We start from the raw sequence: 25,937 nt of genomic DNA, 5'->3' as shown, positions 1-25,937 counted from the left end.
ACGGAATAATTGATGAACCGGACAGGTCTGACTGAACTGGAAATTGTGCTGGCGGTCGCGCGGCGCGGCACCTTTAAAGCGGCGGCCAGCGAGCTGGAGATGTCGCCTTCGGCGGTGACCAATGCAGTTGCCGCGCTGGAGAAACGGCTGGGCGTGCGGCTCTTCAACCGCACCACGCGCAGCGTCGCGCTGACCGATGCCGGACGGCGTTTCAGCGAGAAAATTGTGCCAGCGCTGGCGATGATCCGCAGCGCGGCTGAGGAAGCCGGCAGCGATCCGGGCGATCCGGCCGGCATGCTGCGTCTCAACGTGCCGCCCGAGAGCAGCGCGCTATGGTACGCATCGATATTGCTGCCGTTCCTGCAGCGCTATCCACGCATTCGCGTCGATATTTACAGCCAGAAAGAGCGGGTGGATATCGTGGCCGACGGCTTCGATGCCGGCATTCGGCTGGCAGAGGATGTGCCGGGCGATATGATTGCCGTGAGGCTGACGCCGGAAATGCGCATGATTGTGGTGGCCGCGCCAGCCTACCTCGCACACGCGGGCACACCGCAAACGCCAGAGGCGCTCGATCAGCATCAAACCCTGTGTATGCGCATGGCGGACGGCAGCGTTTACCGCTGGGAGCTGAGCCAGCAGCAGCAGCGTTATCGGCTGCAGGGCGAGCCGCGTATGGCGGCCAGCGACATGAGCGCCATCCACCAGGCGGCGCTGGCGGGTCTGGGCATTGCCTGCATGACGGAACAGCAGGTCGCGGCAGATGTGCAGGCGGGCCGACTGATGCACCTGTTGCCTGGCTGGCAGGTGCCCCTCGGTGCGCTCTGCCTCTACTATCCTGGACACCGGCTGGTGCCGCCGGCACTGCGGGCGCTCAGCGAATTTGTGCGTGAGCAGCGTAATGCTTCTGCCTCACCTGAAGCCGGATGACACCCTTTATCAGGCGTTCAGTAACTTCAGCACCTGCTGCGGCAGCTGATTAGCCTGCGCCAGCAGGGCGCTGCTGGCCTGCTGCAGAATTTGCTGACGCGACAGGCTGGAGACTTCTGTGGCGTAATCCGCATCCTCAATACGGGAACGCGATGCCGCAATGGCGGCGGTGGCGTTACCCTGCAGCGTTTGCGCCGAGAGCAGCCGGTTAGCAACGGCGCCCAGACGGGTGCGCTGACTGTCGATTTGGCCGATAGCGCGATCCAGCGTGGCGAGCGGATCGTCCGGATGCTTCAGGCGGATCTCTGAACCGGTCTCAGCCACGCGCAGCGTCGTAAAGTTGGTAGAGGCATCGGTAACTGACGACAAAGCCGCCTGGAAGTAAATCTGCACGTCACCCACGCCCTGCAGGGTTTTCAGCATCAGGTTGCCGCTGCTGTCACTGCGGACGAAAGTGGCGGTTTTATCCAGATTGCCGTTCGGCACATCCATGTAGTAATTGCCTTCGGCGTCGAGTTTCAGCACATCATTACTGCTGTTGCCATCGACATCGGTATAGCGCACATCCACATTGGCCGGATCGAGCGTGATGTAAGAGGTGCCGGTCACGCTGTTTACCGCACTGAAGCTGTTAATGCTGCTGGCGCTGGTCGCGACGATGCTCAGGGCATTACTGGTGCCATCCGAGGTCGCGCTGACGGCGGCGTTGTAATACTGGTAGCTACCGCCGCCGTTATCCACTTCCATTACATACTGCCCGCCGCTGCGCAGCAGACGGCCATTGCTCACCGCATTGCCGCTGGCATCGCTAAAGCTGAGGCTGGCGGTGCTGGTGTCGATCGCCGGCGTGTCGGTCACCGTGGTTGGCAGGGTCGCGAAATCGCTGTCGGTTTTGGCGGCACCGCCGGTCATGCGTGCCGTTACTGCGCCGCTGCTGCCAAAGCTGAGCGTGGCCGGATACCAGCTGTTGTTCTGCTCAATATAATACTGGCCATTATCCTGCGTTAACCTGGCTGCGGGCGTGGTGCTCAGCGCGCTGCCACTGCTGTCCTGAAAATTAACCGCCGGGATGGTGCGCGACGCAATGCTGCTGACGTTACTGTACAGCGGCGCCGGATTGCTGCGGCTAATCGAGACGTTACCGGCAGCCGTGGCGGTGTCCCAGCGCGCACTGACGGCGACCAGATAATAGACCGGCTTGCCGTCGGCGTCGCTGCTCTGCACGTACTGGCGGTTATCACCACTGCTGCGCACCAGCTGCGGTGAGCCGCTGGCGGGCAGATAGTTCACGGTGATCGCCGGGTTGCTGAACGCCATATTGGTGGCGAGGCCGGTGAGGGTGGTGACATTGGTCACTTTGCCGCTGATGCCGCTGATCACCAAATCCTTAAGTCCCAGCGCCTCCACGCTGAAGCCGGGCGCCGACAGGTCGAGACTGATTTTCTCGTTGTCATTAGCGCCCACCTGGAATCCCAGCTTACCGGCGCTGCCATCCAGCAGCCTGATGCCGTTAAAGCTGCTGGTGGTGTTGAGCCGGTCAATCTCTTTCAGATTGAGATTAATCTCTGCCTGGATGGCGTCCGAGTCGCTCTGCGAATTGGTGCTATTTAATCCCTGAACCGCCAGCTGGCGAATCCGCTGCAGGCGGTTATTGATCTCATCCAGCGCGCTTTCCGCGGTTTCGACCAGTGACAGGCCGTCACCGGTATTACGCTGCGCCACCGCCAGGCCGTTCTGCTGGCTGCTAAAACGGTTACCAATCGCCTGACCTGCCGCATCGTCACGCGCGCTGGTGATGCGCATACCCGACGATAAATGGCGGATCGCATCGCCCAGCGCCGCGCCACTTCTGGCAGATTGCTTGCTGGCGTTGAGGGCAGACAGATTGGTTTGCAGGCTGATCATTTCCGGGCTCACTGATAAATACACTGATAGCGTTATCGGCATTTACCGGCTTTCTTTAAAAAAATATTTGGCCTAAGTCACGTCAGCGAAGCGCTGATTGTTAAAATAAGCAGCATGAAATCGCGCTAAGTTGAGTTTGTGGTGCGGTAAGGATCTGTATTTTTTCGCACGACGCTAATTTATAGAGGCAGCGCTTGACGACTACTAAAAATAGCAGGTCAGCAGAATGAATAAAGATTATTACTGCTTAAGCGGGACGGCGAGGGCGTAACCCATTGCGATAACAACCGCTTAGGATGCTACTGGACTTATCCGCCGGTTTCCCTGCTCTTATTCCTGGTCAGCAGCGCGCGCCGCCCTTATCAATCGCTGCGGTTGCGCTTTATCCATGCTTATCAGTCAGCGTGAAATAAGGCGGCGGGGCGGGTGAGTAAATTCCGTTTTGGTCTGGAAGGCATTGACCTTATAACTGCGCCTGGTAAGAATGCGGTAAAAGTTTTGAATCAGATCGCAATTTTTGGCCTTGTGCCATTTGCAGTCCGGCTGCGATAGCCGGACTGAATTAACGCCACTTGCACCCCGCGCCGCGCAACACACATCGCGGCGTAATAAAAGTGCAGGGCATACAGCAAATATCGTTAATGTCGTGACGCTCGTTGCGAAGGCCCGTCGAAAGATGCACCTTTTCAACCGCGGTCGGCAGTTCCCGTTCTCCTGATGCGGCAAAAAATAGCTGGAGAGGTAGCGCCGATCAGGATAACGAATAAACCTCTATCTGATAAATGTTTTACCCGGCAGCAACGCAATAAATACGTTGCTGTGCAGGAGATGTTGGGGCTAACTGGCTGATAAATAACTGAACTCTGCGGAGTGCAGCGCCCCTTCTTTACGCCTGAAAATGCACCAAAGAGAATTCCAGCACGCTGGTCGCTGTAAGCCAGGGGCGGTAGCCTGCGGTTTTTACCCTTTAAATCGCCAGATAAACCTGACCTGAATATATAGCGAAATTCTTATCTGGCGCCAGCGAAAAATAGTCTTATTCCGGCGGTCATATTTTGCTGAGGAAACTCTGAAAACAGCGGTGTATTAATGTTAAGCCGGATGAAAGCATAGGCCGTTAAACGTTAAGCATTAACGGTTCAGTATCAATTTTTATTTTGTCACGGCGGGTTCAACCCCCAATAAATTATGTTTTGAGGTCATATGCAAACTCCCGTTAACGACGTGCTGATTAGCGTCATTGTGCCGGTGTATAACGCCGCAGCTTATCTGGAAAGATGCATCGACAGCCTGCTGCAGCAGGATGAGGTTCGCTTTGAGGCCATTTTTATTAATGACGGCTCCAGCGATGACTCGCTGGCGATCCTGCAGCGCTACGCCGGTTATCCGCAGTTCCACCTTATCAGCCAGGCCAACGCGGGCGTCTCGGCGGCGCGCAACCGGGGCATTCGCGCCTCGCGCGGCCGGCTGCTGTGTTTTTTAGACGCCGATGACTTCCTGCCGCCCCAGGCCTTCTCGACGTATGTGCGGCTGATGAGTGATGAAACGGCGATGGTGGTGGGCGAGTCACAACATTTCAACCCGGACGGCGCACCGCTGGATTTTCCCGCCAACCGTGAACAGGCGTACGTGCTGTCGGTATCGGCGGCGATTAACGAACTGCTCTATTACCATCCGCGCCACGGTATCTGCGACAAGGTGTTTCGCGGCGATGTCATTCGTCAGCACCGGCTGCGGTTCAACGAAGAGATCGCCAATTTCGAAGACCTGCTGTTTGTCATGAACTACCTGCATCTGCAGCAGGATCGCCAGGTAGTGATGACGCAGCGGGTGGTTTATCACTACGTCAAATCCACGCACTCCGCCACGCGTTCGGCGCTGCGGGAAAAACATTTCTCTTTTGCCCGCTCGTTCAGCGGCATGAAGGCGTTTTTATCGAGCCAGCATTATCGCTGCTATTACCACCTCTATTTAAAAGTCACGGCGTCTTACATCCACAAAGGGCTGCACAGCGACAGCCTGAGCCGCGCCTTCATTGATGAATACATCACGCTCTATCGCCGCAGTTTCCGCAGCTGGTGCACCGCCGGACCGCTATTGAATCCGTGGAGCCTGTACTTTGCGCTGTTTTTCATTAGCCCGCGCCTGGTTTCACGGCTGCGCCGGCTGGCAGAGAAATAATCGCACCGGAGGCGTTGTGAAAGACAAATTAAAAAACTCCATGTGGATGATTGCCGAAAAGCTGATTGCGGTATTCGGCCTGATCTTTGTCACCTCCTACGTGGCGAAATACGTCGGGCCTACCACCTTCGGCATTATCTCCATCGCCATGCTGGTATTTCAGTTTATTCAGACCATCGCACTGATGGGCAGCGATGTGATTTTGCTGAAACGCATCGCGCAGAATCATCACTCCGGCCTGCGCCTGATGATGGCGACCTTCCTGCTGGTACTGGTGCTGTATTGCGTGCTGTCGATTGTCGGCATGGCGATTATGGAAGAGGAGTGGAGCGCCGACGCGCTGGTCTTTATCTGCGCGGCAGCCATTGCCTGCCTGTTCTCATCCATTGACCTGGTCAATATTTACAACGAAGCGAGGCTCAACGCGCGCCTCAATGTGATTGCCAACGTCATCGGCCTGGCGATCAGCCTGACGGTGCGCTTTCTGATCTCCTATTACCAGCTCGAACCGGCCTGGCTGGCGATTCCGATTGTGCTCGCCACCTTTATTCCTTTCACCATCAAGTTAACGCTGTTTCTGCTGTATGAGCGGCGTGCACCGCTTCCGGCGCTGCGCCACGTGAAAAAGTATTCGCGCTACATGCTGGTTTCCGGCATGTCGCTGATCTTCTCTGCGATTGCCGTTGCGCTGTATACCCGCGTGAATCAAATCAGCGTCTCTTATTTTCTCGGCGTGAAAGAGGCGGGCATATTTTCCGTGGCGCTGACGTTGTCAACCGCCTGGGTATTTTTACCCAGCGCGCTGCTGGCGTCGTTTTATCCGGCATTTTTTGCCGAGCGGAATGACCAGCAGGCGATCGTCAAAGCGCAGAAACTGCATCTGCTGGTGATTGGCGTTTCCGCTGCGGTAATTGTGGCGATCTGGCTGCTGTCGGGCTGGTTTATTCGTGACTTCTACGGTGAGCAATATCTTGATGCGGTCGCGCCGACGTTATTACTCAGCCTCGGTGCGATGTGCGCGGTGCTGAGCAGCGTCATGGATCGTTTCATCATTAAATATAACGGCTATCGCTATCTGGTGAAAAAAACCTTCGCGGTATTAGTGATTTGCGTGCTGTCGTCGCTGCTGCTGGTGCCACATTTCGGTTTAACCGGTGCCGCCATGAGCGTGGTATTAACCGAGTTTTTATCGTTCTCCCTGCTGAATTACTTTTTCCCGGCACAGCCGGTCATGCGTATTCATCTGATCTTTTTCAACCCCAGGAAACTATGGCAGCTCTTTAGCACTATCAAAACCTCAGACAGTAAAGAGAGTTTATCATGAATGAAAAAACGCTATTTAGTATTATCATTCCCGTTTATAACGCGCAAAACACTATCCGGCGTACGCTGCAAAGCGTATTAAATCAAACCTTCAGTAGCTATGAAATAATTGTTGTCAACGATGGCAGTCGCGATAACAGTGCCCGGATTTTGCAGGAGTTTGCTCACTATCCGCAGGTTACGGTGCTTAATCAAATTAACGCAGGCGTCAGTGCGGCACGCAATAGCGGGCTGCAGCAGGCCAGCGGGGAATATGTCCTGTTTCTCGATGCGGATGACTGGGTTGACGATAACTTCCTGATGAGTTTCAAACTCAATCTCAATGCCTGGCCGGCCGAGTCGGTGGATTTAATGGTGGGAAATCTCAACGACAATCGCATCGGTAAGATTTCGCAGGCGGGATTCTTCAGCCAGCAGGACATTCCTTACGTGCTGGGTGAACTGGAAATGAGCGATAACATCGGTTATCTGCACAACAAATGTTATCGCCGCCAGATTATTGACGATCTTCATCTGCGCTTCATGGAAGGCGTCTCGATGAGTGAGGACCTGCTGTTTAACCTGAAGTTTTTCAGCTGCGTCAGTAATTTTCTCATTACCCCAGGCGCGGCTTATCATTATGAGGATGTGGCGGGATCGCTGTCGAAACGTAAAGTGCAGTACAGCGAACTGAAAGTGCGTAAACAGTCGCTCACCGATTTGTACGATTCGATTGTGGAAAAGTACGCGTCGGGTAATCTCGACCATTTTTTAAAAGCAATCTCGAAACGCGTGCTGGCACTGGATATGCAGATTGTCACCGCCATGTATCACGCCTCGTTTTCACCTGCCGATATTGCGCAGGAAATTAATCAAATCAAGCGCGGAAAATATTCTAAAGGTATTTTTACGCTGCTGAATAAAAATGAAAAACTGAAGTACATGATTATGAATTTGAATACTCTCACAGCGTACTATTTCCTTTATGCCCTCTACAGAATGCGGGCGTTCTGATTTTCAATTCTCCCGGCGTTATCCTCTGGCGATGTGCTGCATTGCCCGAGGCTAGCTGCCGGGGGAGTTTCCTCCTTAGCTCCTTGCTGCAGGCAACACCCCCGCACTTCATTCTCCCGCTCACGTCCACTTCGCGCTGTGTCTTGCACTCCTGACGCTTCTCAGGTCAAATAGCGCCCCAGGCAATCGATTGCGTGCGTGTTTCGTGCGTTATTGTTGCTTTTATCGCCATCTCGCGCATTTTTACCGCCTTTGTGATGCATGTCTTGCGTTGCGGCAATCCACGCCGGGCAAAAACGGGTAGCATAGGCGCGTTTTGTGAAGCGACCGCACGCTGCAGGCCGCCGCGAATTTTTAGCCGTCGTTCCGGCTGCATTTGAGACAATTTTGGAGAGACAGATGGATAACTCACAAACCGGTACCCTCGGTACGGTGGAGGCGGCAGCTACCGGCTGGCGCAAGAGTGATACGGTGTGGATGCTGGGCCTGTACGGCACCGCGATTGGCGCAGGGGTGCTGTTTCTGCCGATTAACGCCGGCGCGGGCGGGTTGATTCCATTACTCATCATGGCGATTCTCGCCTTCCCGATGACCTTCTTTGCGCACCGTGCGCTGACGCGTTTTGTGCTCTCCGGCAAAAATCCCAATGCGGATATCACGGACGTAGTGGAAGAGCATTTCGGTGTCGGCGCCGGTAAGATCATCACGCTGCTCTACTTCTTTGCCATCTACCCGATCCTGCTGATGTACAGCGTAGCGATCACCAATACCGTGGACAGCTTTATTGTGCACCAGCTCGGGCTGGTATCGCCGCCGCGTGCGTTGCTGTCGCTGATTTTGATCGCTGGCATGATGACGGTGGTGCGCTTCGGCGAGCAGATGATTGTCAAAGCGATGAGCGTGCTGGTGTTTCCGTTTGTGGCAGTGCTGATGTTGCTGGCTGCGTATCTGGTGCCGCACTGGCACGGTGCGGCGCTGGAGACCTTATCGTTTGCGCAAAGCGGTAGCGACAGCAGTATCTGGATGACGCTGTGGCTGGCGATTCCGGTGATGGTGTTCTCCTTCAACCATTCGCCGATTATCTCGTCTTTTGCCGTGGCGAAACGCGCCGAGTACGGTGCCGGCGCGGAGAAGAAGTGTTCACGCATTCTCGCCAGCGCCCATCTGATGATGGTGGTGACCGTGATGTTCTTTGTGTTCAGCTGCGTGCTGAGCCTGTCGCCCGCCGATTTACAGGCAGCAAAGGCGCAGAACATCACCATTCTCTCCTATCTGGCGAACCACTTTAACGTGCCGATGATTGCCTGGATGGGGCCGATTGTCGCCATCGTGGCGATCACCAAATCGTTCCTCGGCCACTATCTGGGCGCGCGTGAAGGCTTTAACGGCATGGTGGCGAAGTCGCTGCGCAGCCGCGGCAAAACCATCACACCGCAGAAAATGAATCGCCTGACCACGCTGTTTATGCTGCTGACCACCTGGCTGGTTGCCACTCTGAACCCGAGCATTCTCGGCATGATTGAGACGCTGGGCGGGCCGGTGATTGCGATGATTCTGTTCCTGATGCCGATGTACGCTATTCATAAAGTCCCGGCGATGCGCCAGTACAGCGGCAAAATCAGCAACCTGTTTGTGGTGCTGGTGGGGATTCTGGCGATTTCGTCCATCGCTTATTCGCTGATGAATTAACAGCAGGGCGCGGTGCGCCGGACCCGATGCGCACCGCCAAGACAACGCCTGCGACACTGAACGGCCCCGTCTGACGCATGCAGATCGGGGCTGTCTGTTTTAAACCGCAGCGGTTTTAAACACGCTCATCGACTGCGCCAGACGATCGGCCTGCTCCTGCAGCGCCTGAGACGCAGCGGACGCTTCCTGCACCAGCGCGGCGTTCTGCTGCGTCACCGCTTCCATCTGCGTAATGGCCTGATTGATTTCACTGATGCCGCTGCTCTGTTCGCTGCTGGCGATGGTGATTTCGCTCATGATCTCCGCCACGCTGCTTACGCTGTTGACCACTTCACCAATGGTCGAACCGGCGTGCGTCACCAGACGGCTGCCTTCATCCACCTTCGCCACCGAGTCTTCAATCAGCACTTTGATCTCTTTCGCCGCGGAGGCAGAACGCTGCGCCAGGTTACGCACTTCGGTGGCGACAACGGCAAATCCGCGACCCTGTTCACCGGCGCGCGCCGCTTCGACCGCCGCGTTGAGCGACAGGATGTTGGTCTGGAAGGCGATAGAGTCGATCACGCTGATGATGTCGACAATCTTCTTCGAGGAGAGGGCAATCGCCTCCATCTTCACAATCACCTGCTCCATCACTTCACCGCCTTCTTTGGCGACGCCGGAGGTTTTCGCCACCAGCGAGTTGGCTTCGCGCGCATTGTCGGCGTTGTGCTTCACGGTAGCGGTCATCTGCTCCATCGCGGACGCCGTCTCTTCCAGCGAGCTGGCCTGCTGTTCAGTGCGCGAAGAGAGATCGATGTTACCGCTGGAGATCTGGTTGGACGCCACGGCGATGGTGTCGGATCCGGCGCGTACATCGGAAACAATGGTCAGCAGGTTATCGTTCATCGCCTGCAGAGCCTGCATCAGCGCGCCCGTTTCATCTTTGCTGCGTATTTCAATGCGCGAGCTGAGATCGCCGGCAGCCACTTTGCTGGCGATGGTCACCGCTTCATTCAGTGGATGCACAATCGAACGGGTCAGCAGCCAGCCCATCACCACGGCAGCGAGAATGGCGAGCGCGGAGAACACCAGCGTGACTTCAATCGCCGTGGTGCCATCGTCGATAATGCCGGCGCCTTCCTGCTGGAGCTGTGAGGACTGGGAATCAGCAAACGCCACCGCCAGGTCGAGGTAGGCATTCTGCACGGCGGTAATTTTTTTCAGCACGTAGTAGCTGGCGTCATCGGCTTTACCGGCCCGCACCAGATCCAGCACCTCATTTTTCTGCTGTTCAAACTGCTGACTGGCAGCCAGCAGGCTGGCAATTTTCTTCTTGCCTACGGCGGTAATCTGAATTGCTTCGATCTTCTTCATCGCCGCGTTGGTACGGGCGGTGGCGTCTGCCAGCTGCTGAAAGCGCTGCACGTTGAACTGCGGTCGGGTGGTATCGATGACGATGCCGCGCAGGTATTTGATCTGATCGTTGACGCCATCGCGCACGTCAAAGCCGAGCCGCACTTTTACATAGCGATCTTCCACAATCGAGGTAATGCCGCTCTTGATGTTGTTGATCTTCATGATTGAGGTAATACCAATCACCACCAGTAGTGCCACCACTAAACCAAAGGCGATGCCCAGGCGGACGCCGACCTTCATATTCTTTAAGCTCAACATTGGATCTCCCCGCAATGCCAGAATGCTGTTGTATTAAAACGGAAACGCAGACGATGGGCCTGCAATATGTCAATGATGTGTAAAGGAAAGATTTTTTGCCGTTGCGACGAGACGGGTCTGGCGCCACCAGCGCAGGCGCTAAAGTTATCGGTTGCTAATGTTTTAACTTTAATTTTTTAGGGATTCGTCACAAAACGGTTAAGAGGGCTTAAGGTTGATTAATCACTGGTCGTAATTAGGTGGCGTCACGGCCTATGTCGGTGCGCAAAATTGCGCACCCTACAAAAACGCGCAGAGACTGCAGGGTCACCATTCATGGTGACCTGAGACGCGCAATTGAAAGGCATCGCGCAATAAATTGCGCCGCTACCACTCGTGCGGTTATCAGCGGCATCACATGAAAGGAATATCTGCGTGACACGTCGCGCCATCATGATTCATTGCGGATGGGATATCTGCATTATCCCGTCGCACAAACCGTAGCGGCGCGATTCATCGCGCATTTCATTTCCCGCACCGTGGCGGAATGCGCAATAAACTGCACCCTGCAAAAAACGCGCAGAGGCCCTGTAGGGTCACCATTCATGGTGACCTCAGACGATTAATAGATCAGTAAGACAGGATAAATACGCCGTTACGGTAACGCTGCTGAAGGCTGGCGAGCGGGCATAAAAAAGGCGCGAACATCGCGCCTGAGGGGATAATCGGGGCAAGCGCTTAGCGCTTCTTCTCCAGCACGCGATAAATCACGCTGGAAAGCTCGTTGATTTCAAACTTAGCGACGTAACCGTCAGCGCCCACTTTGCGCACGTGATCTTCGTTGGCGCTGCCGGAAAGCGACGAGTGAATCACCACCGGAATCTGCCGCAGCGCGTCGTCGCGCTTGATGTTGCGCGTCAGGGTAAAGCCGTCCATCTCCGGCATTTCGAGGTCGGTCAGCACCAGCGCGATTTTGTCGTGAATCGACTCGCCGTTAGCCTGTGCTTCTTTCTGCATCTCGCTGATTTTTATCCACGCTTCAAGCCCGGTATTGTGCATGATGGCCGGAATGCCCATGCTTTTCAGCCCCTGTTCCAGCAGCTGACGCGCCACTTTAGAGTCTTCAGCAACAATCGCTACCTGGCCGGGTTTAAGGTTGAAATTCTTCGCCGTCTCTTCGCTCGGCTCAACACCACGCACCGACGGAATGATGTCATACAGAATCTGCTCGACGTCGAGCACCAGTGCCAGATTGTTGCTCTGACCGTCGGTGTCCAGACAGGCGATGCTGGTGATGTTACGGCTGCCGATGCCCGCTTCCGCCGTGTGCACCTGATTCCAGTCGAGACGCACAATGTTCTCCACCGATTCCACAGCAAATGCCTGGGTGCTGCGCGCGTACTCGGTCACCAGCAGCAGGTTGAGGCCGGTTTCCGGTTTGCAGCCAGTTACTGCCGGCAGGTCGATCACCGGAATAAACTGGCCGCGAATACTGGCCATGCCGAGCAGCGGTGAATTCATGCCGGCGGCGCGGGTAATCGTCGGCATCGGCACAATTTCACGCAGTTTAAATACGTTGATGCCGTACAGCTCAGACTTGCCTTTCAGCCGATCGGAACCCAGCCGGAACAGCAGCAGTTCGAATTTGTTAGAAAGCGCAAGGTTGGCGCGTTCATCGATCTCTTTCTGAAAATTATCCATTGTGGCCTCGGGGCAGAATCTGGGCGGAGTAAAGGGCAGGGCAATAGCGCCATGATTAACTTATCGGCAGCGGAGGAAAAAAATGAAGGGAAGGGCGATGAAAATTTAGCGTAAGGGCGATCGCCCTCACGCTCACGACAGTTACTTCAGCAGAATCGCGCGCACGCTTTTGCCTTTGATCTTGCCCTCTTTCAGCTTGATCAGCGCTTTCTTCGCCTGTGCGGCGTCAATGGCGACATACGCATGGGTCGGCGTAAGATCGATTTTACCGATCTGATCGCCGCTGAAGCCGGCTTCACCGGTCAGGGCGCCCAGAATATCGCCGGGACGCATCTTGGCTTTACGCCCACCGTCAATGCACAGCGTCATCATCGCCGCCGGCAGCGGCTGTGCGCCTTTGCCTTTCAGCGTGCTGGCCGGCTGCCAGTTGAGCTTCTGCTGCAGGTAATCTTCCAGCGCATGGGCGCGCACCATTTCGTCAGCCGCCACAAAGCTGACCGCCAGCCCCTGTTCGCCGGCGCGGCCGGTACGGCCAATACGGTGGATGTGCACTTCCGGATCCCACGCCAGCTGGAAGTTAACCACCAGCGCCAGCGATTTAATGTCGAGGCCGCGCGCGGCGACGTCGGTGGCGATCAGCACGCGGATGCTGCCGTTGGCAAAGCGAATCAGCACGCGTTCGCGATCGCGCTGTTCCAGATCGCCGTGCAGCGCCAGCGCGCTGATCTGGCGATCGTTGAGCGCGGCCGCAATCTCATCGCATTCCCGTTTGGTGTTACAGAACACCACGCAGGAAGCCGGTTGCTGCTGGCTGAGCAGGGCGCTGAGCAGGTTGATACGCTCGCTGGCGCTGGTTTCAATAAACTGCTGCTCAATCGCTGGCAGTTCCGACTTCGCTTCGGTCGCTACTGCCAGCGCATCGCGCTGAAAGCGCTGACTCAGGCTGGCAATGGTATCGGGCCAGGTGGCGGAGAATAGCAGCGTCTGACGCGAATCCGGCGTAAAGCCAATGATGGCTTCCATATCGTCGCGGAAACCCATCTCCAGCATGCGATCAGCTTCATCCAGCACCAGGCTCTGCAACTGACTTAAATCGAGATTGTCACGCTTGAGATGATCGAGGATGCGCCCCGGCGTGCCGACCACAATATGCGGCGCGTGCACCAGCGAGTCGCGCTGCGCGCTCATTGGCTGGCCGCCGCACAGCGTCAGGATCTTGATGTTGCGGGTAAAGCGCGCCAGCTGACGCAGCACGTTGCTGACCTGGTCGGCCAGTTCACGCGTCGGGCACAGCACCAGCGCCTGGGTATGAAAACGCCCGCTGTCGATGCGGTTCAGCACGCCAATACCGAAGGCGGCGGTTTTGCCGCTGCCGGTTTGCGCCTGCGCCCGCACATCGCGTCCGCTAAGGATGGCCGGCAGGGAAGCGGCCTGAATCGGCGTCATGGCGTCGAAGCCCATCTCGCGCAGGTTGTCGAGCTGGCTGGCAGGCAGTTGCGTCAGGGTAGAAAAAGCAGTCACAGGAGCATCTCAGGTAGTAGCAGGAATAGCGGCGGCCAGTCTGGCAGAAAGGCGGGCTATCGGCAACGGCAATTGCGGTAATAATCACGCAGAGAAATTAGTCAGCCGTTGCGCTTTGTCAGGTCAATGATGAGGTGCAACTATCGCAAAGTTTTAATGAATGTTCCGAATTTCACACGAGGCAGCACGAACGGTAAAAACGCTTTTTCGAGGGAAAAAATGATATTAGCGGCAGGTAAGCGGCAATATCGCGGCATGTTACGGCTATTTTCAGTAAGATTTCGCTTATATGTTACCTGTTATGCGGAAAATCTGAGTAAAAATCCTAACCGCTTTGCTTTATATTTAGCGCGCCATTTGGCAATTAATAATTACTTCAGAGGTCACCTCATTGAGTCACTATGTCCAGGGACAAAACGAAGACGTTCTGAAAATCGTCGGCCGCGCCGTGCTAACGCTGCATCTGCATGGAGAGACGTTATCCTCCGATAAAGTCAGCTCCATGATTGCCTGTTATGCGGAAGAAGAGCCTGTTAATGACGATGAGCACCAGCGCCTGTATGCGCTGGCGATTCAGATGTTGTCTTAAATCCAGCATTATCATCGGGCTTGCCGCGCCGGTGTCACCTTCCAAAGCCTCCTGCGGGAGGCTTTTTTGTGGCCGGGCCTGGCTGCGATGCGCCTTCAGGCGCTGAATACCGGCGTGCCGCGCTGGAACGTAGCGCGCACCGGCGCGATGCGCGCCACGGCTTCCGCCGAGCAGCTGGCGTCGACCAGCATCATACTGGCTTCATCCTGCAGCTGCGGCCACTGGCGCTCACCGCTATTGGCGAGCGGCAGAATGCCGCCGGTGGCGATATGCAGCGCGCGGCTCAGGCCAAATTCATCCGATCCGCGATACAGCTGGGCATACAGATTGGCTTTCTCCAGCATGCTGCCGGTACCGAACGGCGACCAGTGATCAATCACGCTGTCGGTGCCGGTCATTACCGTCACGCCCGCTGCCTGCAACTGCGGCAATGGCATCGTCAGCTTGCCAATCGGAATCGTTGACGCCACGCTCATCTGCTGTTCGGCCATGCCGGCGATAATCTCATCCAGCGCCTTACCTTCCAGCGTGGCGAGCGCGAAACCGTGGCTCAGCGTCACTTTGCCTTTCAGCTGCGGGTTACGGGCGATAGTGGCGATCATGTACTGAATGGCTGCCACGCCGGCGGCGCTGGTCTCATGCAGGTGAATATCCACGCCGCGATCGTAATCCAGCGCGATGCGGAACATCGCATCAAGTGAAGCCTGCATGGCACCGTCCACGTTAGTGGGATCCAGCCCACCGACATACTGCACGCCGAGCTGCATCGCCTCACGCATCAGACCATCGACCTGCGAATGCAGCAAACCATGCTGCGGAAAGGCGACGATCTCACAGCGAAACGCCGGATGGTTGGCCAGCGCCAGCTGCAGATGTTCGAGACTTTTCAGGCCACTGACTGGATCGATGTTGCAGTGGCTGCGCGCTTCGGTGCTGCCTTTACTTTGCAGCAGGCCAATCAGCGCTTCGGCGCGCGCCTGCGAGGTTGGCAGCAGCTGGGGAATCAGCACCTGCTCGCGCGCAATCATATCCATGATGGTCTTGCCCTGCCGCGGACGCGGTGCCTGCCACGGTCCGCCGTAGAAGGTTTTATCCAGATGGATATGCATGTCCCGCGTGCGCGGCAGCAGCAGCGCACCGCCAGCATCCCACTGCGGCACGGCAGGCTGGCGCGCCTGGCCGGCGGCGCTAATGGCGCTGAACTTGCCTTCTTTAATGGTGATGTCGTACAGCGCGGTGCGGGTGGCGACTATCTCCGCGCCGTCGCGCTCAAATCCCTCTTCGAGGCGCACATTCAGCAGCTGATAGTGCGCCACGGCAGGCGGCGGGGTGGACGAGACCGGCGGTGTGTCGGGGCGGGCGGCGCTGCTCATGCCAGCCATCATCAGGCTGCCTGCGGCAGTAAGGCGCACGCCGTGGCTGAGAAAATCACGTCGGCTGGAAGCGGTCAGAGGCATCGGAAACTCCAGGCAAAAGGAAAAAACCTAATCTGGCAAAACCGACGCCGCCGCGCTGCGATATTTCCCACTGCCTGGCAGTGGAAAAATCACTGCCACTGTAGCTGGCAGAATTGCACCAGCGCAGCGGCCAGTGCCTGCTGCAGCGCATCCTGCGGCTTACGGCAGAACAGCGCCAGCTCGAAATGGCTGATTACTTGTAAACCCTCAGCGCTGCCCAGCACGCGGTGACCGGGCAGGCGGCAGCTGGCGGGCAGCAGCGTCAGGCCGAGACCGGCGGCGCTGGCGCTGGCGAGGGCCACCAGGCTGGCGCTGCTGTAGCTGATGCGCCAGCTGCGGCCGAGCGCATCCAGCGTCTGACACATCTCTTCGCGATACAGCCCCTGCTGCGGAAACACCACCAGCGGCAGCGGCGTCTGGTCAAAGCAGGGGTGTTCGGCACTGTCCAGCCACAGCAGTGGCTCGGGCCGGGCGGCCAGCGGGCGATCGCCGCCCGGCTGCTTGATCAGCATCAGATCCAGCTCTTCGCGCTGCCATGCGCGATGCAAATCGACGTACATGCCGCTCATCACGTCAAGACGCAGCTGCGGATGCTGTCGGCTGAATCCGGCCAGCAGGCTGGCGGTCGGGGCGGCAAAATCCTCCGGCACGCCAATGCGCACAATGCCGTCGCGCCACTTATCGCTCAGCACATCGTGCGCTTCGCCGTTAAGCGCGATGATGCGCCGCGCGTAGCCGAGCAATTTTTCTCCCTCTTCGGTCAGCGCCACCTGATGTGAGGTGCGCTGTAACAGCGCTTTACCCACCATCTCTTCCAGCCGCCGCACCTGCTGACTGACCGTCGACTGCGACAGGTGCACACGCTCGGCGGCGCGGGTAAAGCTGGCGGTCTCGCACACCGCCACAAAGCTCAATAGCTGCTGCGGCGTAAACATTGGCTGACGATTCATTTATCCACTGCCCATCATGGTGTTATTTCATTTCCAAATAGTACTGTCTGCTGCGATGCTGACAACCTTTTCACTGCAGGATGGGTTATGAACCGACATGCCAATACGTTAACGCTGGCTGCGCTGGTGCTGGCCGGGCTGAACATGCGCCCGCTGCTGACCTCGATCAGTCCACTGCTGGGCCAGCTGCGCCACAGCCTGCATTTGTCAGGGCTGGCCGCCTCGCTGCTGCCGGCGGTGCCGATGGTGATGATGGGCGCGGTGGCGCTGTTCAGCGCCAGGCTGATGCAGCGTGTGGCCTTAAAGCCCTTGCTGCTGGCCGGGTTGACGCTATTGCTGCTGGCGCTGGCGGCGCGCGGCGTGATCGACAGCGGCAGCGGGCTGGTGCTCAGCGCGCTGTTTGCTGGCATCGGCGTCGGCGTGGTGCAGATGGCGATGCCGGGACTGATTCGTCAGCGTTTTAGCCGGCGCAGCGCGGCGGTCACCGGGCTGTGGGCGGGCGCGCTGATGGGCGGCGGCGGACTGGGCGCGACGCTGTCGCCATGGCTCAGCGCGCAGCTTGGCGTACCGCTGGCGCTCAGCGGCTGGGCGCTGCCGGTGCTGCTGGCTATCCTGCTGTGGCTACTGGTGCGCGTGCCTGTCGCGCCGGATGCCGCGCAGGTAACGCTGCCGCCGCTGTGGCGTAAGCCGCGCGCCTGGTCGCTGGCGCTGAGCTTTGGCCTGGTCAATGGCGGCTATGCCACCTGCGTGGCCTGGCTGCCGGATGCGTATCACCGGCTGGGCTGGTCGGCGCAGGCCGGCGGCTCGCTGCTGGGCGTGATGATTCTGAGCCAGGTTGCCGGCGCGCTGCTGATGCCGCTGCTGGCGCGCGGTGCCGATCGCCGTCCGCAGCTGATTGTCAGTCTGCTGTGCCAGCTGGCCGGGATGAGCGGGTTTCTTTTTGCGCCACTGCTGGCGCCGTGGCTGTGGGCCGCCATCGCCGGCTTCGGTCTCGGTGCCGCGTTCCCGCTGGCGATGGTGCTGGCGCTCGATCATCTGCCGCAGCCGCAGGCAGGCGCGCGGCTGGTGGCCTTCATGCAGGGCGCAGGATTCATCATCGCCGGCTGCATGCCGTTTATTGCCGGTCAGTTGCAGGTGCTCACCCATAGCTTTGCCAGCGTATGGCTGATGCAGGGCATCGTGACGCTGGGGCTGATCGGACTCAATCTGCGTTTTCATCCGCGCAGCTATGCGCGCGCCTTTGGTGCGGCAGCGCGCTGATTGGTCCTACCAATGTTATAAAAATGTAGCCACATGGTCACATAACACGAAAAATCACGCCTGCCGCGTTGCTTTGGGTTAACAATGCATTAACTATCTGGAGCCAGAAAGCCCGTCAGCCGCAATGTGGTCCTACCAATTGTGGTGCGGAACCGGGCAACAATCTGCGGCGCACGCCTGCTTTTGCCGATGCGCCGCATCCCTCTGGTGACCTCTGGAGAAACGGCATGCAGGTGTGGCAACAAAACTACGATCCGCTCAACAATTTGTGGCTATCCAGCCTGGTGGCGGTGATCCCGATTGTTTTTTTCTTCTTCGCGCTGATTAAGCTCAAGCTGAAGGGCTATCAGGCCGGTACGATCACCGTGGTGCTGGCGCTGCTGGTGGCGCTGCTGCTGTACGGCATGCCGGTGCCCCAGGCGCTGGCGTCGGTGGCGTATGGTTTTTTATACGGCCTGTGGCCGATTGCCTGGATCATCGTGGCGGCGGTGTTTGTCTACAAGATCTCGGTGAAAACCGGCCAGTTCGATATCATTCGCGCCTCGATTCTCTCCATCACGCCAGACCAGCGTTTGCAGATGCTGATCGTCGGCTTTTCGTTTGGCGCGTTTTTAGAGGGCGCGGCAGGCTTTGGGGCACCGGTGGCGATCACCGCCGCACTGCTGGTCGGGCTGGGCTTTAATCCGCTCTATGCCGCCGGACTGTGCCTGATCGTCAACACCGCGCCGGTGGCGTTCGGCGCGATGGGGATTCCGATCATCGTCGCCGGTCAGGTCACCGGGCTGGACAGCTTCCAGATTGGCCAGATGGCGGGACGCCAGTTGCCGTTTCTCACCCTCATCGTGCTGTTCTGGATCATGGCGATCATGGATGGCTGGCGCGGCATCAAAGAGACCTGGCCGGCGGTGATGGTGGCCGGCGGTTCGTTTGCCATCGCCCAGTACCTCAGCTCTAACTTCCTTGGCCCGGAGCTGCCGGATATCATTTCGTCGCTGGTTTCGCTGATCTGCCTGACGCTGTTTCTGCGCCGCTGGCAGCCGGTGCGCATCTTCCGCTTTAAAGAGCCCGCGCCAGAGGCTGCGCCCTCAGGGACGCAACGCTACACGCTGGGGCAGATTGTGCGTGCCTGGATGCCGTTCCTGTTCCTTACCGCGACCGTAACGCTGTGGAGTATTCCGCCGTTTAAAGCGCTGTTCGCTAAAGGCGGCGCGCTGTATGAGTGGGTGTTTAGCGTGCCAGTGCCGCTGCTGCACGAGCTGGTGGCACGCATGCCGCCGGTAGTGAGCGCAGCAACGCCGTATGCGGCGCTGTTCAAATTTGACGTGGTCTCCGCCACCGGCACTGCGATTCTGCTGGCGGCGGTGATTTCGGTGATTTTCCTGCGTATGAAGCCGGCGGCGGCGCTGCGCACCTTTGGCGAAACCCTGAAGGAACTGGCGCTGCCGATCTATTCCATCGGCATGGTGCTGGCCTTTGCGTTCATCTCAAACTACTCCGGGCTGTCGGCCACGCTGGCCCTGGCGCTGGCGCACACCGGCCAGGCCTTCACCTTCTTCTCGCCGTTCCTCGGCTGGCTGGGCGTCTTTCTGACCGGCTCCGATACCTCTTCTAACGCGCTGTTCGCCGCGCTGCAGGCGACCACCGCGCAGCAGATTGGTGTGTCGGATGTGCTGCTGGTGGCCGCCAATACCACCGGTGGCGTCACCGGTAAAATGATTTCGCCGCAGTCGATCGCCATCGCCTGCGCCGCCGTGGGGCTGGTGGGGCGCGAGTCCGATCTGTTCCGGTTTACCGTTAAACACAGCCTGATTTTTACCTGTATGGTCGGCGTGATCACCACGCTGCAGGCGTATGTCTTTACCTGGATGATTCCATGACTGAACCCACACCGCGGCTGGCGGATACGCTGCGCGCGCGTCTTGGCGCCTGGATTGAAGAGCATCAGCTGAAACCCGGCATGCGTTTACCTTCGGAGCGTGCGCTGGCCGCCCGCTTCGGCGTGTCGCGCTCGTCGGTGCGTGAGGCCATCCAGCAGCTGATCAGCAGTGGCGTGCTGATCAGTAAACGCGGCGGCGGTACCTGGCTGTGCGAGCCGCAGGAGCCGTGGTCAGAACAGCGCATCGTCGAGCCGATTCGTCAGTTGCTGGCCGCCGATCCTGACTACCGCTGGGATATTCTTGAGGCGCGCCACGCGATTGAGGCCAGCACCGCCTGGCACGCCGCGCAACGCGCCACCGAGGCGGATAAAGAGCGGCTGCGCTATGCCTTTGACGCGCTGATACAAATGAACGACTGCGACGATCCCGAACTGGCCGCGCAGGCGGATCTGCGCTTCCACCTCGCCATTGCCGAAGCCTCGCATAATCTGGTGCTACTGCAGACCATGCGCGGATTTTTTGATCTGCTGCAATCCTCCGTGCTGCACAGCCGCCAGCGTATGTACACCCAGCCGGTGATCTTCAACCAGCTCAACGCCCAGCATCAGGCGATGTTCGATGCGGTGATGGCGGGCGACGCCGACGCGGCGCGTCAGGCGGCGATGGATCACCTCGGCTTTGTTCACACCACCATGAAAACGCTGCATGAAGACGAAGCGCGCCAGGCCCGCATCACGCGGTTACCGGGCGCCACGCAGGCTACCCGTAAGGAAGACAACTGATGATTATTTCTGCTGCCAGTGACTATCGCGCCGCGGCGCAACGTATCCTGCCGCCATTCCTGTTTCACTATCTGGACGGCGGAGCCTACGCAGAACATACCCTGAAGCGCAACGTGGCCGATCTCTCTGACGTGGCGCTGCGTCAGCGCGTGCTGAAAAACATGGCTGAGCTGAGCCTGGAAACGCGGCTGTTCAACGAAACGCTGTCGATGCCGGTGGCGCTGGCGCCGGTCGGCCTGTGCGGCATGTACGCGCGACGCGGTGAAGTGCAGGCGGCGCGTGCGGCAGCCAATCGCGGCATTCCATTTACCCTGTCGACCGTGTCGCTGTGCCCGATAGAAGAGGTGGCACCGGCGATTAACCGCCCGATGTGGTTTCAGCTGTATGTGCTGCGCGATCGCGGCTTTATGCGCAACGCGCTGGAGCGGGCCAAAGCGGCAGGCTGTTCGACGCTGGTGTTCACCGTCGATATGCCGACGCCGGGCGCGCGCTACCGCGATGCGCACTCTGGCATGAGCGGCCCGCATGCCGCGCTGCGCCGTTACTGGCAGGCGGTCACCCATCCGCAGTGGGCGTGGGACGTCGGGCTGCACGGGCGTCCGCACGATCTCGGCAATATCTCCACGTACCTCGGTAACCCTACCGGACTGGAAGATTATATCGGCTGGCTGGCGAAAAATTTCGACCCGTCGATCTCGTGGCAGGATCTGGAGTGGATTCGCGAATTCTGGGAAGGGCCGATGGTGATCAAAGGCATTCTCGACCCGGAAGATGCGCGCGATGCGGTGCGTTTTGGCGCCGATGGCATCGTGGTCTCCAACCACGGCGGACGTCAGCTGGATGGCGTGCTGTCGTCGGCGCGCGCGCTGCCGGCCATCGCCGACGCGGTAAAGGGCGACATCACCATTCTGGCCGACAGCGGCATTCGTAACGGGCTGGATGTGGTGCGCATGATTGCGCTGGGGGCTGACAGCGTGCTGCTGGGACGCGCGTTTATCTATGCGCTGGCGACGCACGGCCAGCGCGGCGTGGAGAATCTGCTGAGCCTGGTTGAGAAAGAGATGAGGGTGGCGATGACGCTGACCGGCGCGAAAACCATTGCGGACATCACGCAGGATTCGCTGGTGCAGGCGAATGCGCTGCTGAGCGAAGCCGGGCTCAGCCCGGCGCGCCCGCACGCGGTGCGCTAAGCCAGGCAAAGCGCCGGCTCTTGTCTATACTGAATAGCTGTCTGACTAACAGGAGGAATGACATGACCATTCATAAGAAAGGATCGGCCCATTGGGAAGGCGACATCAAAGGCAAAGGCACGGTTAGCACTGAAAGCGGCGTGCTCAGCAACCAGCCATACGGTTTTAACACCCGTTTTGAAGGCGAGAAGGGCACCAATCCGGAAGAGCTGATTGGCGCGGCACACGCCGCCTGCTTCTCCATGGCGCTGTCGCTGATGCTGGGCCAGGCCGGTCATCCACCGAAAAGCATCGACACCACCGCCGATGTTTCACTGGACAAAAAGGGCGACGGCTTCGCCATCACCAAAATTGCCCTCAACAGCACCATTGCGCTGCCGGGCATCGATAATGCCAAATTTGATGAAATCATTCAGAAAGCCAAAGCCGGCTGCCCGGTGTCTCAGGTGCTGAATGCCGAAATCACCCTCGACTATACGCTGAATAATTAATCGCCCTCACGGGTGACCAGCGGTAGACTATGCGATGCGCCTGCGGGCGCATCGTTGCTTTCTGCTGTCTGGAGGAGACGTGGCAAAAAAACTGGCTGCGACAAAACACTGGAAGATGATTGTGGTGTTGCTGTGCATCTGCGGCGCGCTGATGCTGATTCGCTGGGCGGCGATGATATGGGGCTAAAGGATTGGGTATGCCGCCACAAGCTCGGGGTGCTGGTGATGATTATTCTGGTGCTGGAACTGGTGCACTACCTGCTGACGGCCTCGTGGCTGCCGTGGCAGTTCTGACGCCTCAGGCATATTCGCCGTCATGCTCATGCTGGCGCAGATTGCGCACGCTGCTGCGCGCAATGCGGTAGGCCTTGCGCGGATCGCCCGCGACAAATTCAAAGGTGGGCGAATAGTAAAACGGCAGCCAGCCGCCGAAGCCGCTCTCCCACTCCCAGCGCACCGGACAGGGCCAGAGAATGCCGTCATACAAAATGTAATAAACCCAGCGTCCGTTGGGACGACGGGGGCGAGTTTTTTTCATGGGATTCACAACTGTAATAGTGTAAAGCAGCTTATATTTTGAACGCTGCGGGCCCAGGTTGCAATGCCGTCTGGCTGTTTTTTATGCAATTGATGACGTACTGGCACCGAATTAACGGTGCACTTCCCCACAAAGCAGCACCACGTTCGGCCGGACTTTATGGATGCGATCGGCCATCTGTTCGCAGGCCACTTTCGTGGGGTAAATCCGCTCCGACACCGGCAGGGCATCACAGGCATCGTGGCCGCAGGCGCTCACTAACAAGACAAAACCAATCAACATAACCGCCTCCTTCTGCACCATTCCCGTGGTACGGAATGCGTGGCTGTGTGTTCCTTTTTTTGATCCAGTATAGCTAAACGCCTCAGGCGTCAATGAACAGCCTGAGCGGCTTTTTTGTCCGAACAGGATGATGATAACCAGCGCCGCGCCCATTAGCAGCACAATCTGGGCTAAACTGTGCGGCACTGACAACAATAAGGAGTGATATCTGATGTCTCATGAAATTGCCCATCCGGCCAGCAGCCCAAAACAGGCCGCCCTGCAACTGGTCATCGAACTGGTACGCGCCGGTAAACTGAGCCCGCTGCACGGCGATGCCTCCAATATGATCTCCATCTACGAACAGTTCAAGGCACACTTCGAAGCCGACAAGCAAAAAGATTCCGCCATCTCCTGACGTTCTGCCCCGGTGGCGCGCTGTGTCTGGCCGCGCCACTGTTTCCCGACTTTCACATAATCTCTTCCGTTTATTATTGCATCCCGATTAAATTTGCAGCGCGCTTTTTGATATTTCTCACAGATCCGTAACGCAAATCTGAAACCGGTTGCAGAAAATCTTTAGCGCGGGTATTCGTTAATTAAACCCCACACTGAGGAATGAATGATGCCAAAGATTCTACTCTGCTGCGCCGCCGGGATGTCCACCAGCATGGTGGTGCAGAAAATGGAGAAGGCCGCCAAAGAGAAGGGCGTCGAGGTTGAGATAAAAGCCGTTGGCATTGAAGAGTTTAACGATCAGATCGCGAACTTTGACTGTTGCCTGCTCGGGCCGCAGATTAAATACAAACTGGCGGACTTCCAGCCGCTGGCGCAGCAGCTAAATAAGCCTATCACTGTGATTAATAGCATGGATTACGGCATGATGAATGGCGCGAAAATATTGGATGATTCGCTAAAGCTGATTCACGCCTGACGATTGTTCCGAAAATAAAATAATTGTTTACGCCTGTGCGCCAATGCACAGGCTTATTCTGTTGTTGCCTGATGCAAGGAGCTCGCCGATGAGCAGCATAAGCGAATCGTTATTTGGTGTGATTGAAAACCGCATCAGCCCGCTGGCCGGACGCCTCTCCAGCCAGCGCCATGTGATTGCCATCCGCGATGGATTTATTGCCTCGATGCCGTTTCTGATTGTGGGCTCGTTTATGCTGCTGTTTGCCCATCCGCCGTTCTCAGCTGACAGCTCATGGGCGTTTGCCCAGTGGTGGCTCGGTATGGTGCGCGCGCATGAAGCGCAAATCATGATGCCGTATAACATGACCATGGGCATCATGGCGCTGTATATCGCCAGCGCCATCGCCTATAACCTGGCGAACAGCTACAAGATGAACGGCTTTATGGCGGCCAGCCTGGCGCTGATGGCGTTTCTGGTGGTGGCCGCGCCACAGAGCAACGGCACACTGCCGGTTGGCTCACTCGGCGGCGAGGGCATTTTCACCGCGATTCTGGTGGCGCTGTTCGCCACTGAGCTGATGCACTTCCTGCAAAAGCACAACATCGGCTTTAAGCTGCCGGAGCAGGTGCCGCCCAAAATTCGTCAGTCGTTCGATCTGCTGATCCCGATCATCGCCATCTTCATCACGCTGTTTCCGCTCAGCCTGTGGGTGCAGGCGCAGTTTGGCCTGCTGCTGCCGCAGGCGATCATGGCGCTGTTCGCACCGATTATCTCCGCCTCGGATTCGTTACCGGCGGTGCTGGTGGCGGTGCTGCTGTGCCACATGCTGTGGTTCGCTGGCATTCACGGTGCGGTGATTGTCGGCGGCATTCTGCAGGCGTTCTGGCTGACTAACCTTGGCCTCAACCAGCAGGCGCTCAACGCCGGTGAGCCGATCACGCACGTGTTTATCGAGCCGTTCTGGCAGTTTTTCATCGTTATTGGCGGCTCCGGTTCCACCATGGGACTGGTGCTGCTCTACCTGCGCAGCCGCTCGGCGCATCTGCGCTCGATTGGCAAGCTGAGCATTGTGCCCAGCATGTTCAACATCAACGAGCCGGTCATCTTCGGTTCGCCGGTGGTGATGAATCCGATTCTGTTCATTCCGTTTATCTGCGCGCCGTTAGTCAACGCCACGCTCGCCTGGACAGCCACCAAAACCCACCTGATTAACCACGTGGTGTCGCTGGCCCCCTGGACCACGCCGGCACCGATCGGGGCGGCCTGGTCGACCGGCTGGGACTGGCGCGTCATCGTGCTGATTGCCGTGCTGGTAACCATCGCCACGCTGATTTACTACCCGTTTTTCAAAATTTATGAGCGGCAACTGCTGCAGCAGGAGCTTGAGCAGGCCGCCGCAGCGCAACCGGTTAAGGAGGCATGATGGAAATTGATGAGAGCACGGTCATGGAACTGATTATTCAGGCGGGAGAAGCGCGCTCCTGCTCGATGGAGGCGCTGCGCGCGGCGCGGCGCAAAGAGTGGCCACGCGCCGATGCGTTGCTGAGCGAAGCCAGCGAGGCGGCCAGAGCCGCGCACCGTATCCAGACCGAATTGATCGGTGCTGACGAAGGCTGCGGCAAAATTCCGGTCAATCTGATCATGGTGCATGCGCAGGATCACCTGATGAACGCCATGCTGTGCCGTGAACTGGCGGAAGAGATCATCCAGCTGCGGCGCGAGCTGGCTGCAGACTAACAAGGAGGCAG

The 25,937-nt window shown here is 57.9% G+C and carries 25 protein-coding genes; 16 read left to right on the top strand and 9 right to left on the bottom strand.

Features of this window, described 5'->3' with window-relative positions; all coding sequences use genetic code 11:
* The first annotated feature begins 12 nt into the window (after window positions 1-12).
* The gene (locus FT726_RS07855; protein WP_288421385.1) at window positions 13-930 is read left to right on the top strand and encodes a LysR family transcriptional regulator; all 918 of its coding nucleotides are present in this window, start codon (window positions 13-15) and stop codon (window positions 928-930) included.
* A gap of 9 nt (window positions 931-939) precedes the next feature.
* Here the strand turns inward: FT726_RS07855 and FT726_RS07850 are convergent, their stop codons facing one another.
* Window positions 940-2,835, bottom strand: coding sequence for a flagellin (locus tag FT726_RS07850; protein WP_346302645.1), 1,896 nt, complete (start codon window positions 2,833-2,835; stop codon window positions 940-942).
* Between the two features lie 1,203 nt (window positions 2,836-4,038).
* On the opposite strand from FT726_RS07850, the gene FT726_RS07845 reads away from it, so the two are divergent.
* From FT726_RS07845 to FT726_RS07835, 3 genes are read left to right on the top strand one after another with little or no spacing between them, the layout of a single operon-like run.
* Window positions 4,039-5,016: a glycosyltransferase family 2 protein gene (locus FT726_RS07845; protein ID WP_264441599.1), complete on the top strand. Its 978-nt coding sequence runs from the start codon at window positions 4,039-4,041 to the stop codon at window positions 5,014-5,016.
* 16 nt (window positions 5,017-5,032) lie between these two features.
* Window positions 5,033-6,340 carry an oligosaccharide flippase family protein gene (locus tag FT726_RS07840; protein WP_058775186.1) on the top strand — a complete coding sequence of 436 codons (1,308 nt, stop codon included), beginning with the start codon at window positions 5,033-5,035 and terminating at the stop codon, window positions 6,338-6,340.
* Complete coding sequence (locus FT726_RS07835) at window positions 6,337-7,332, top strand: glycosyltransferase family A protein (protein WP_346302644.1); 996 nt, start codon at window positions 6,337-6,339, stop codon at window positions 7,330-7,332. The genes FT726_RS07840 and FT726_RS07835 overlap by 4 nt, the downstream gene beginning before the upstream one ends.
* Before the next feature lie 166 nt (window positions 7,333-7,498).
* On the opposite strand, the gene FT726_RS07830 is transcribed toward FT726_RS07835, so the two are convergent.
* The gene (locus tag FT726_RS07830; protein ID WP_127833726.1) at window positions 7,499-7,744 is read right to left on the bottom strand and encodes a hypothetical protein; all 246 of its coding nucleotides are present in this window, start codon (window positions 7,742-7,744) and stop codon (window positions 7,499-7,501) included.
* Here FT726_RS07830 and FT726_RS07825 point away from each other — a divergent pair.
* Window positions 7,732-9,021, top strand: coding sequence for an HAAAP family serine/threonine permease (locus FT726_RS07825; RefSeq protein WP_282995510.1), 1,290 nt, complete (start codon window positions 7,732-7,734; stop codon window positions 9,019-9,021). The genes FT726_RS07830 and FT726_RS07825 overlap by 13 nt on opposite strands.
* A gap of 99 nt (window positions 9,022-9,120) precedes the next feature.
* On the opposite strand, the gene FT726_RS07820 is transcribed toward FT726_RS07825, so the two are convergent.
* From FT726_RS07820 to dbpA, 3 genes are all read right to left on the bottom strand, one after another.
* Window positions 9,121-10,677, bottom strand: a complete 1,557-nt coding sequence (locus FT726_RS07820; protein WP_058758001.1) for a methyl-accepting chemotaxis protein — start codon at window positions 10,675-10,677, stop codon at window positions 9,121-9,123.
* A gap of 717 nt (window positions 10,678-11,394) precedes the next feature.
* Window positions 11,395-12,357, bottom strand: a complete 963-nt coding sequence (locus tag FT726_RS07815) for a chemotaxis protein (RefSeq protein ID WP_021507259.1) — start codon at window positions 12,355-12,357, stop codon at window positions 11,395-11,397.
* 141 nt (window positions 12,358-12,498) lie between these two features.
* Window positions 12,499-13,878, bottom strand: coding sequence for an ATP-dependent RNA helicase DbpA (gene dbpA, locus FT726_RS07810; RefSeq protein ID WP_088516207.1), 1,380 nt, complete (start codon window positions 13,876-13,878; stop codon window positions 12,499-12,501).
* Between the two features lie 391 nt (window positions 13,879-14,269).
* On the opposite strand from dbpA, the gene FT726_RS07805 reads away from it, so the two are divergent.
* Window positions 14,270-14,467 (top strand): hypothetical protein, encoded by a 198-nt coding sequence (locus FT726_RS07805; protein ID WP_010618157.1) that lies wholly within the window; start codon window positions 14,270-14,272, stop codon window positions 14,465-14,467.
* Window positions 14,468-14,562: 95 nt separating this feature from the next.
* Here the strand turns inward: FT726_RS07805 and FT726_RS07800 are convergent, their stop codons facing one another.
* Both FT726_RS07800 and FT726_RS07795 read right to left on the bottom strand, forming a co-directional pair.
* Window positions 14,563-15,924 carry an amidohydrolase family protein gene (locus FT726_RS07800; RefSeq protein WP_166709656.1) on the bottom strand — a complete coding sequence of 454 codons (1,362 nt, stop codon included), beginning with the start codon at window positions 15,922-15,924 and terminating at the stop codon, window positions 14,563-14,565.
* An 89-nt stretch (window positions 15,925-16,013) separates the two neighbouring features.
* On the bottom strand, window positions 16,014-16,874 hold the full coding sequence (locus tag FT726_RS07795) for a LysR family transcriptional regulator (protein WP_241798726.1): 861 nt from the start codon (window positions 16,872-16,874) through the stop codon (window positions 16,014-16,016).
* An 87-nt stretch (window positions 16,875-16,961) separates the two neighbouring features.
* Between FT726_RS07795 and FT726_RS07790 the strand changes: the two genes are divergently transcribed.
* From FT726_RS07790 to yniD, 6 genes are all read left to right on the top strand, one after another.
* Window positions 16,962-18,134, top strand: coding sequence for a cyanate transporter (locus FT726_RS07790; RefSeq protein WP_346302643.1), 1,173 nt, complete (start codon window positions 16,962-16,964; stop codon window positions 18,132-18,134).
* Window positions 18,135-18,361: 227 nt separating this feature from the next.
* Window positions 18,362-20,011 carry an L-lactate permease gene (lldP, locus tag FT726_RS07785; protein ID WP_288421400.1) on the top strand — a complete coding sequence of 550 codons (1,650 nt, stop codon included), beginning with the start codon at window positions 18,362-18,364 and terminating at the stop codon, window positions 20,009-20,011.
* Window positions 20,008-20,793: a transcriptional regulator LldR gene (gene lldR / locus FT726_RS07780; RefSeq protein ID WP_222951228.1), complete on the top strand. Its 786-nt coding sequence runs from the start codon at window positions 20,008-20,010 to the stop codon at window positions 20,791-20,793. Before lldP ends, lldR begins: the two co-directional genes overlap by 4 nt.
* Complete coding sequence (gene lldD / locus FT726_RS07775; protein ID WP_088516211.1) at window positions 20,793-21,983, top strand: FMN-dependent L-lactate dehydrogenase LldD; 1,191 nt, start codon at window positions 20,793-20,795, stop codon at window positions 21,981-21,983. Before lldR ends, lldD begins: the two co-directional genes overlap by 1 nt.
* Window positions 21,984-22,045: 62 nt before the next feature.
* Window positions 22,046-22,474: an OsmC family protein gene (locus FT726_RS07770; protein ID WP_141496676.1), complete on the top strand. Its 429-nt coding sequence runs from the start codon at window positions 22,046-22,048 to the stop codon at window positions 22,472-22,474.
* A 79-nt stretch (window positions 22,475-22,553) separates the two neighbouring features.
* The gene (yniD, locus tag FT726_RS07765; protein ID WP_021507251.1) at window positions 22,554-22,661 is read left to right on the top strand and encodes a small membrane protein YniD; all 108 of its coding nucleotides are present in this window, start codon (window positions 22,554-22,556) and stop codon (window positions 22,659-22,661) included.
* 111 nt (window positions 22,662-22,772) lie between these two features.
* On the opposite strand, the gene FT726_RS07760 is transcribed toward yniD, so the two are convergent.
* Window positions 22,773-23,012 (bottom strand): hypothetical protein, encoded by a 240-nt coding sequence (locus FT726_RS07760; protein ID WP_021507249.1) that lies wholly within the window; start codon window positions 23,010-23,012, stop codon window positions 22,773-22,775.
* A 111-nt stretch (window positions 23,013-23,123) separates the two neighbouring features.
* Window positions 23,124-23,447: a hypothetical protein gene (locus FT726_RS07755; protein WP_127833729.1), complete on the bottom strand. Its 324-nt coding sequence runs from the start codon at window positions 23,445-23,447 to the stop codon at window positions 23,124-23,126.
* Between the two features lie 58 nt (window positions 23,448-23,505).
* Between FT726_RS07755 and FT726_RS07750 the strand changes: the two genes are divergently transcribed.
* From FT726_RS07750 to FT726_RS07735, 4 genes are all read left to right on the top strand, one after another.
* Window positions 23,506-23,691, top strand: coding sequence for a hypothetical protein (locus FT726_RS07750; protein WP_021507248.1), 186 nt, complete (start codon window positions 23,506-23,508; stop codon window positions 23,689-23,691).
* 207 nt (window positions 23,692-23,898) lie between these two features.
* Entirely contained in the window at window positions 23,899-24,207 is a 309-nt protein-coding gene (locus FT726_RS07745; protein WP_031279665.1) for a PTS sugar transporter subunit IIB, read from the top strand.
* 88 nt (window positions 24,208-24,295) lie between these two features.
* The gene (locus tag FT726_RS07740; protein WP_021507246.1) at window positions 24,296-25,612 is read left to right on the top strand and encodes a PTS sugar transporter subunit IIC; all 1,317 of its coding nucleotides are present in this window, start codon (window positions 24,296-24,298) and stop codon (window positions 25,610-25,612) included.
* On the top strand, window positions 25,612-25,926 hold the full coding sequence (locus tag FT726_RS07735; RefSeq protein WP_010618140.1) for a PTS lactose/cellobiose transporter subunit IIA: 315 nt from the start codon (window positions 25,612-25,614) through the stop codon (window positions 25,924-25,926). The genes FT726_RS07740 and FT726_RS07735 overlap by 1 nt, the downstream gene beginning before the upstream one ends.
* Window positions 25,927-25,937 lie beyond the last annotated feature (11 nt).

This window comes from Pantoea sp. Morm, from assembly GCF_016643525.1.
GTDB lineage: Bacteria > Pseudomonadota > Gammaproteobacteria > Enterobacterales > Enterobacteriaceae > Pantoea > Pantoea dispersa.
Note: the sequence above shows the minus strand (reverse complement) of the source record. Positions and strands in the feature narration are given on the sequence as shown.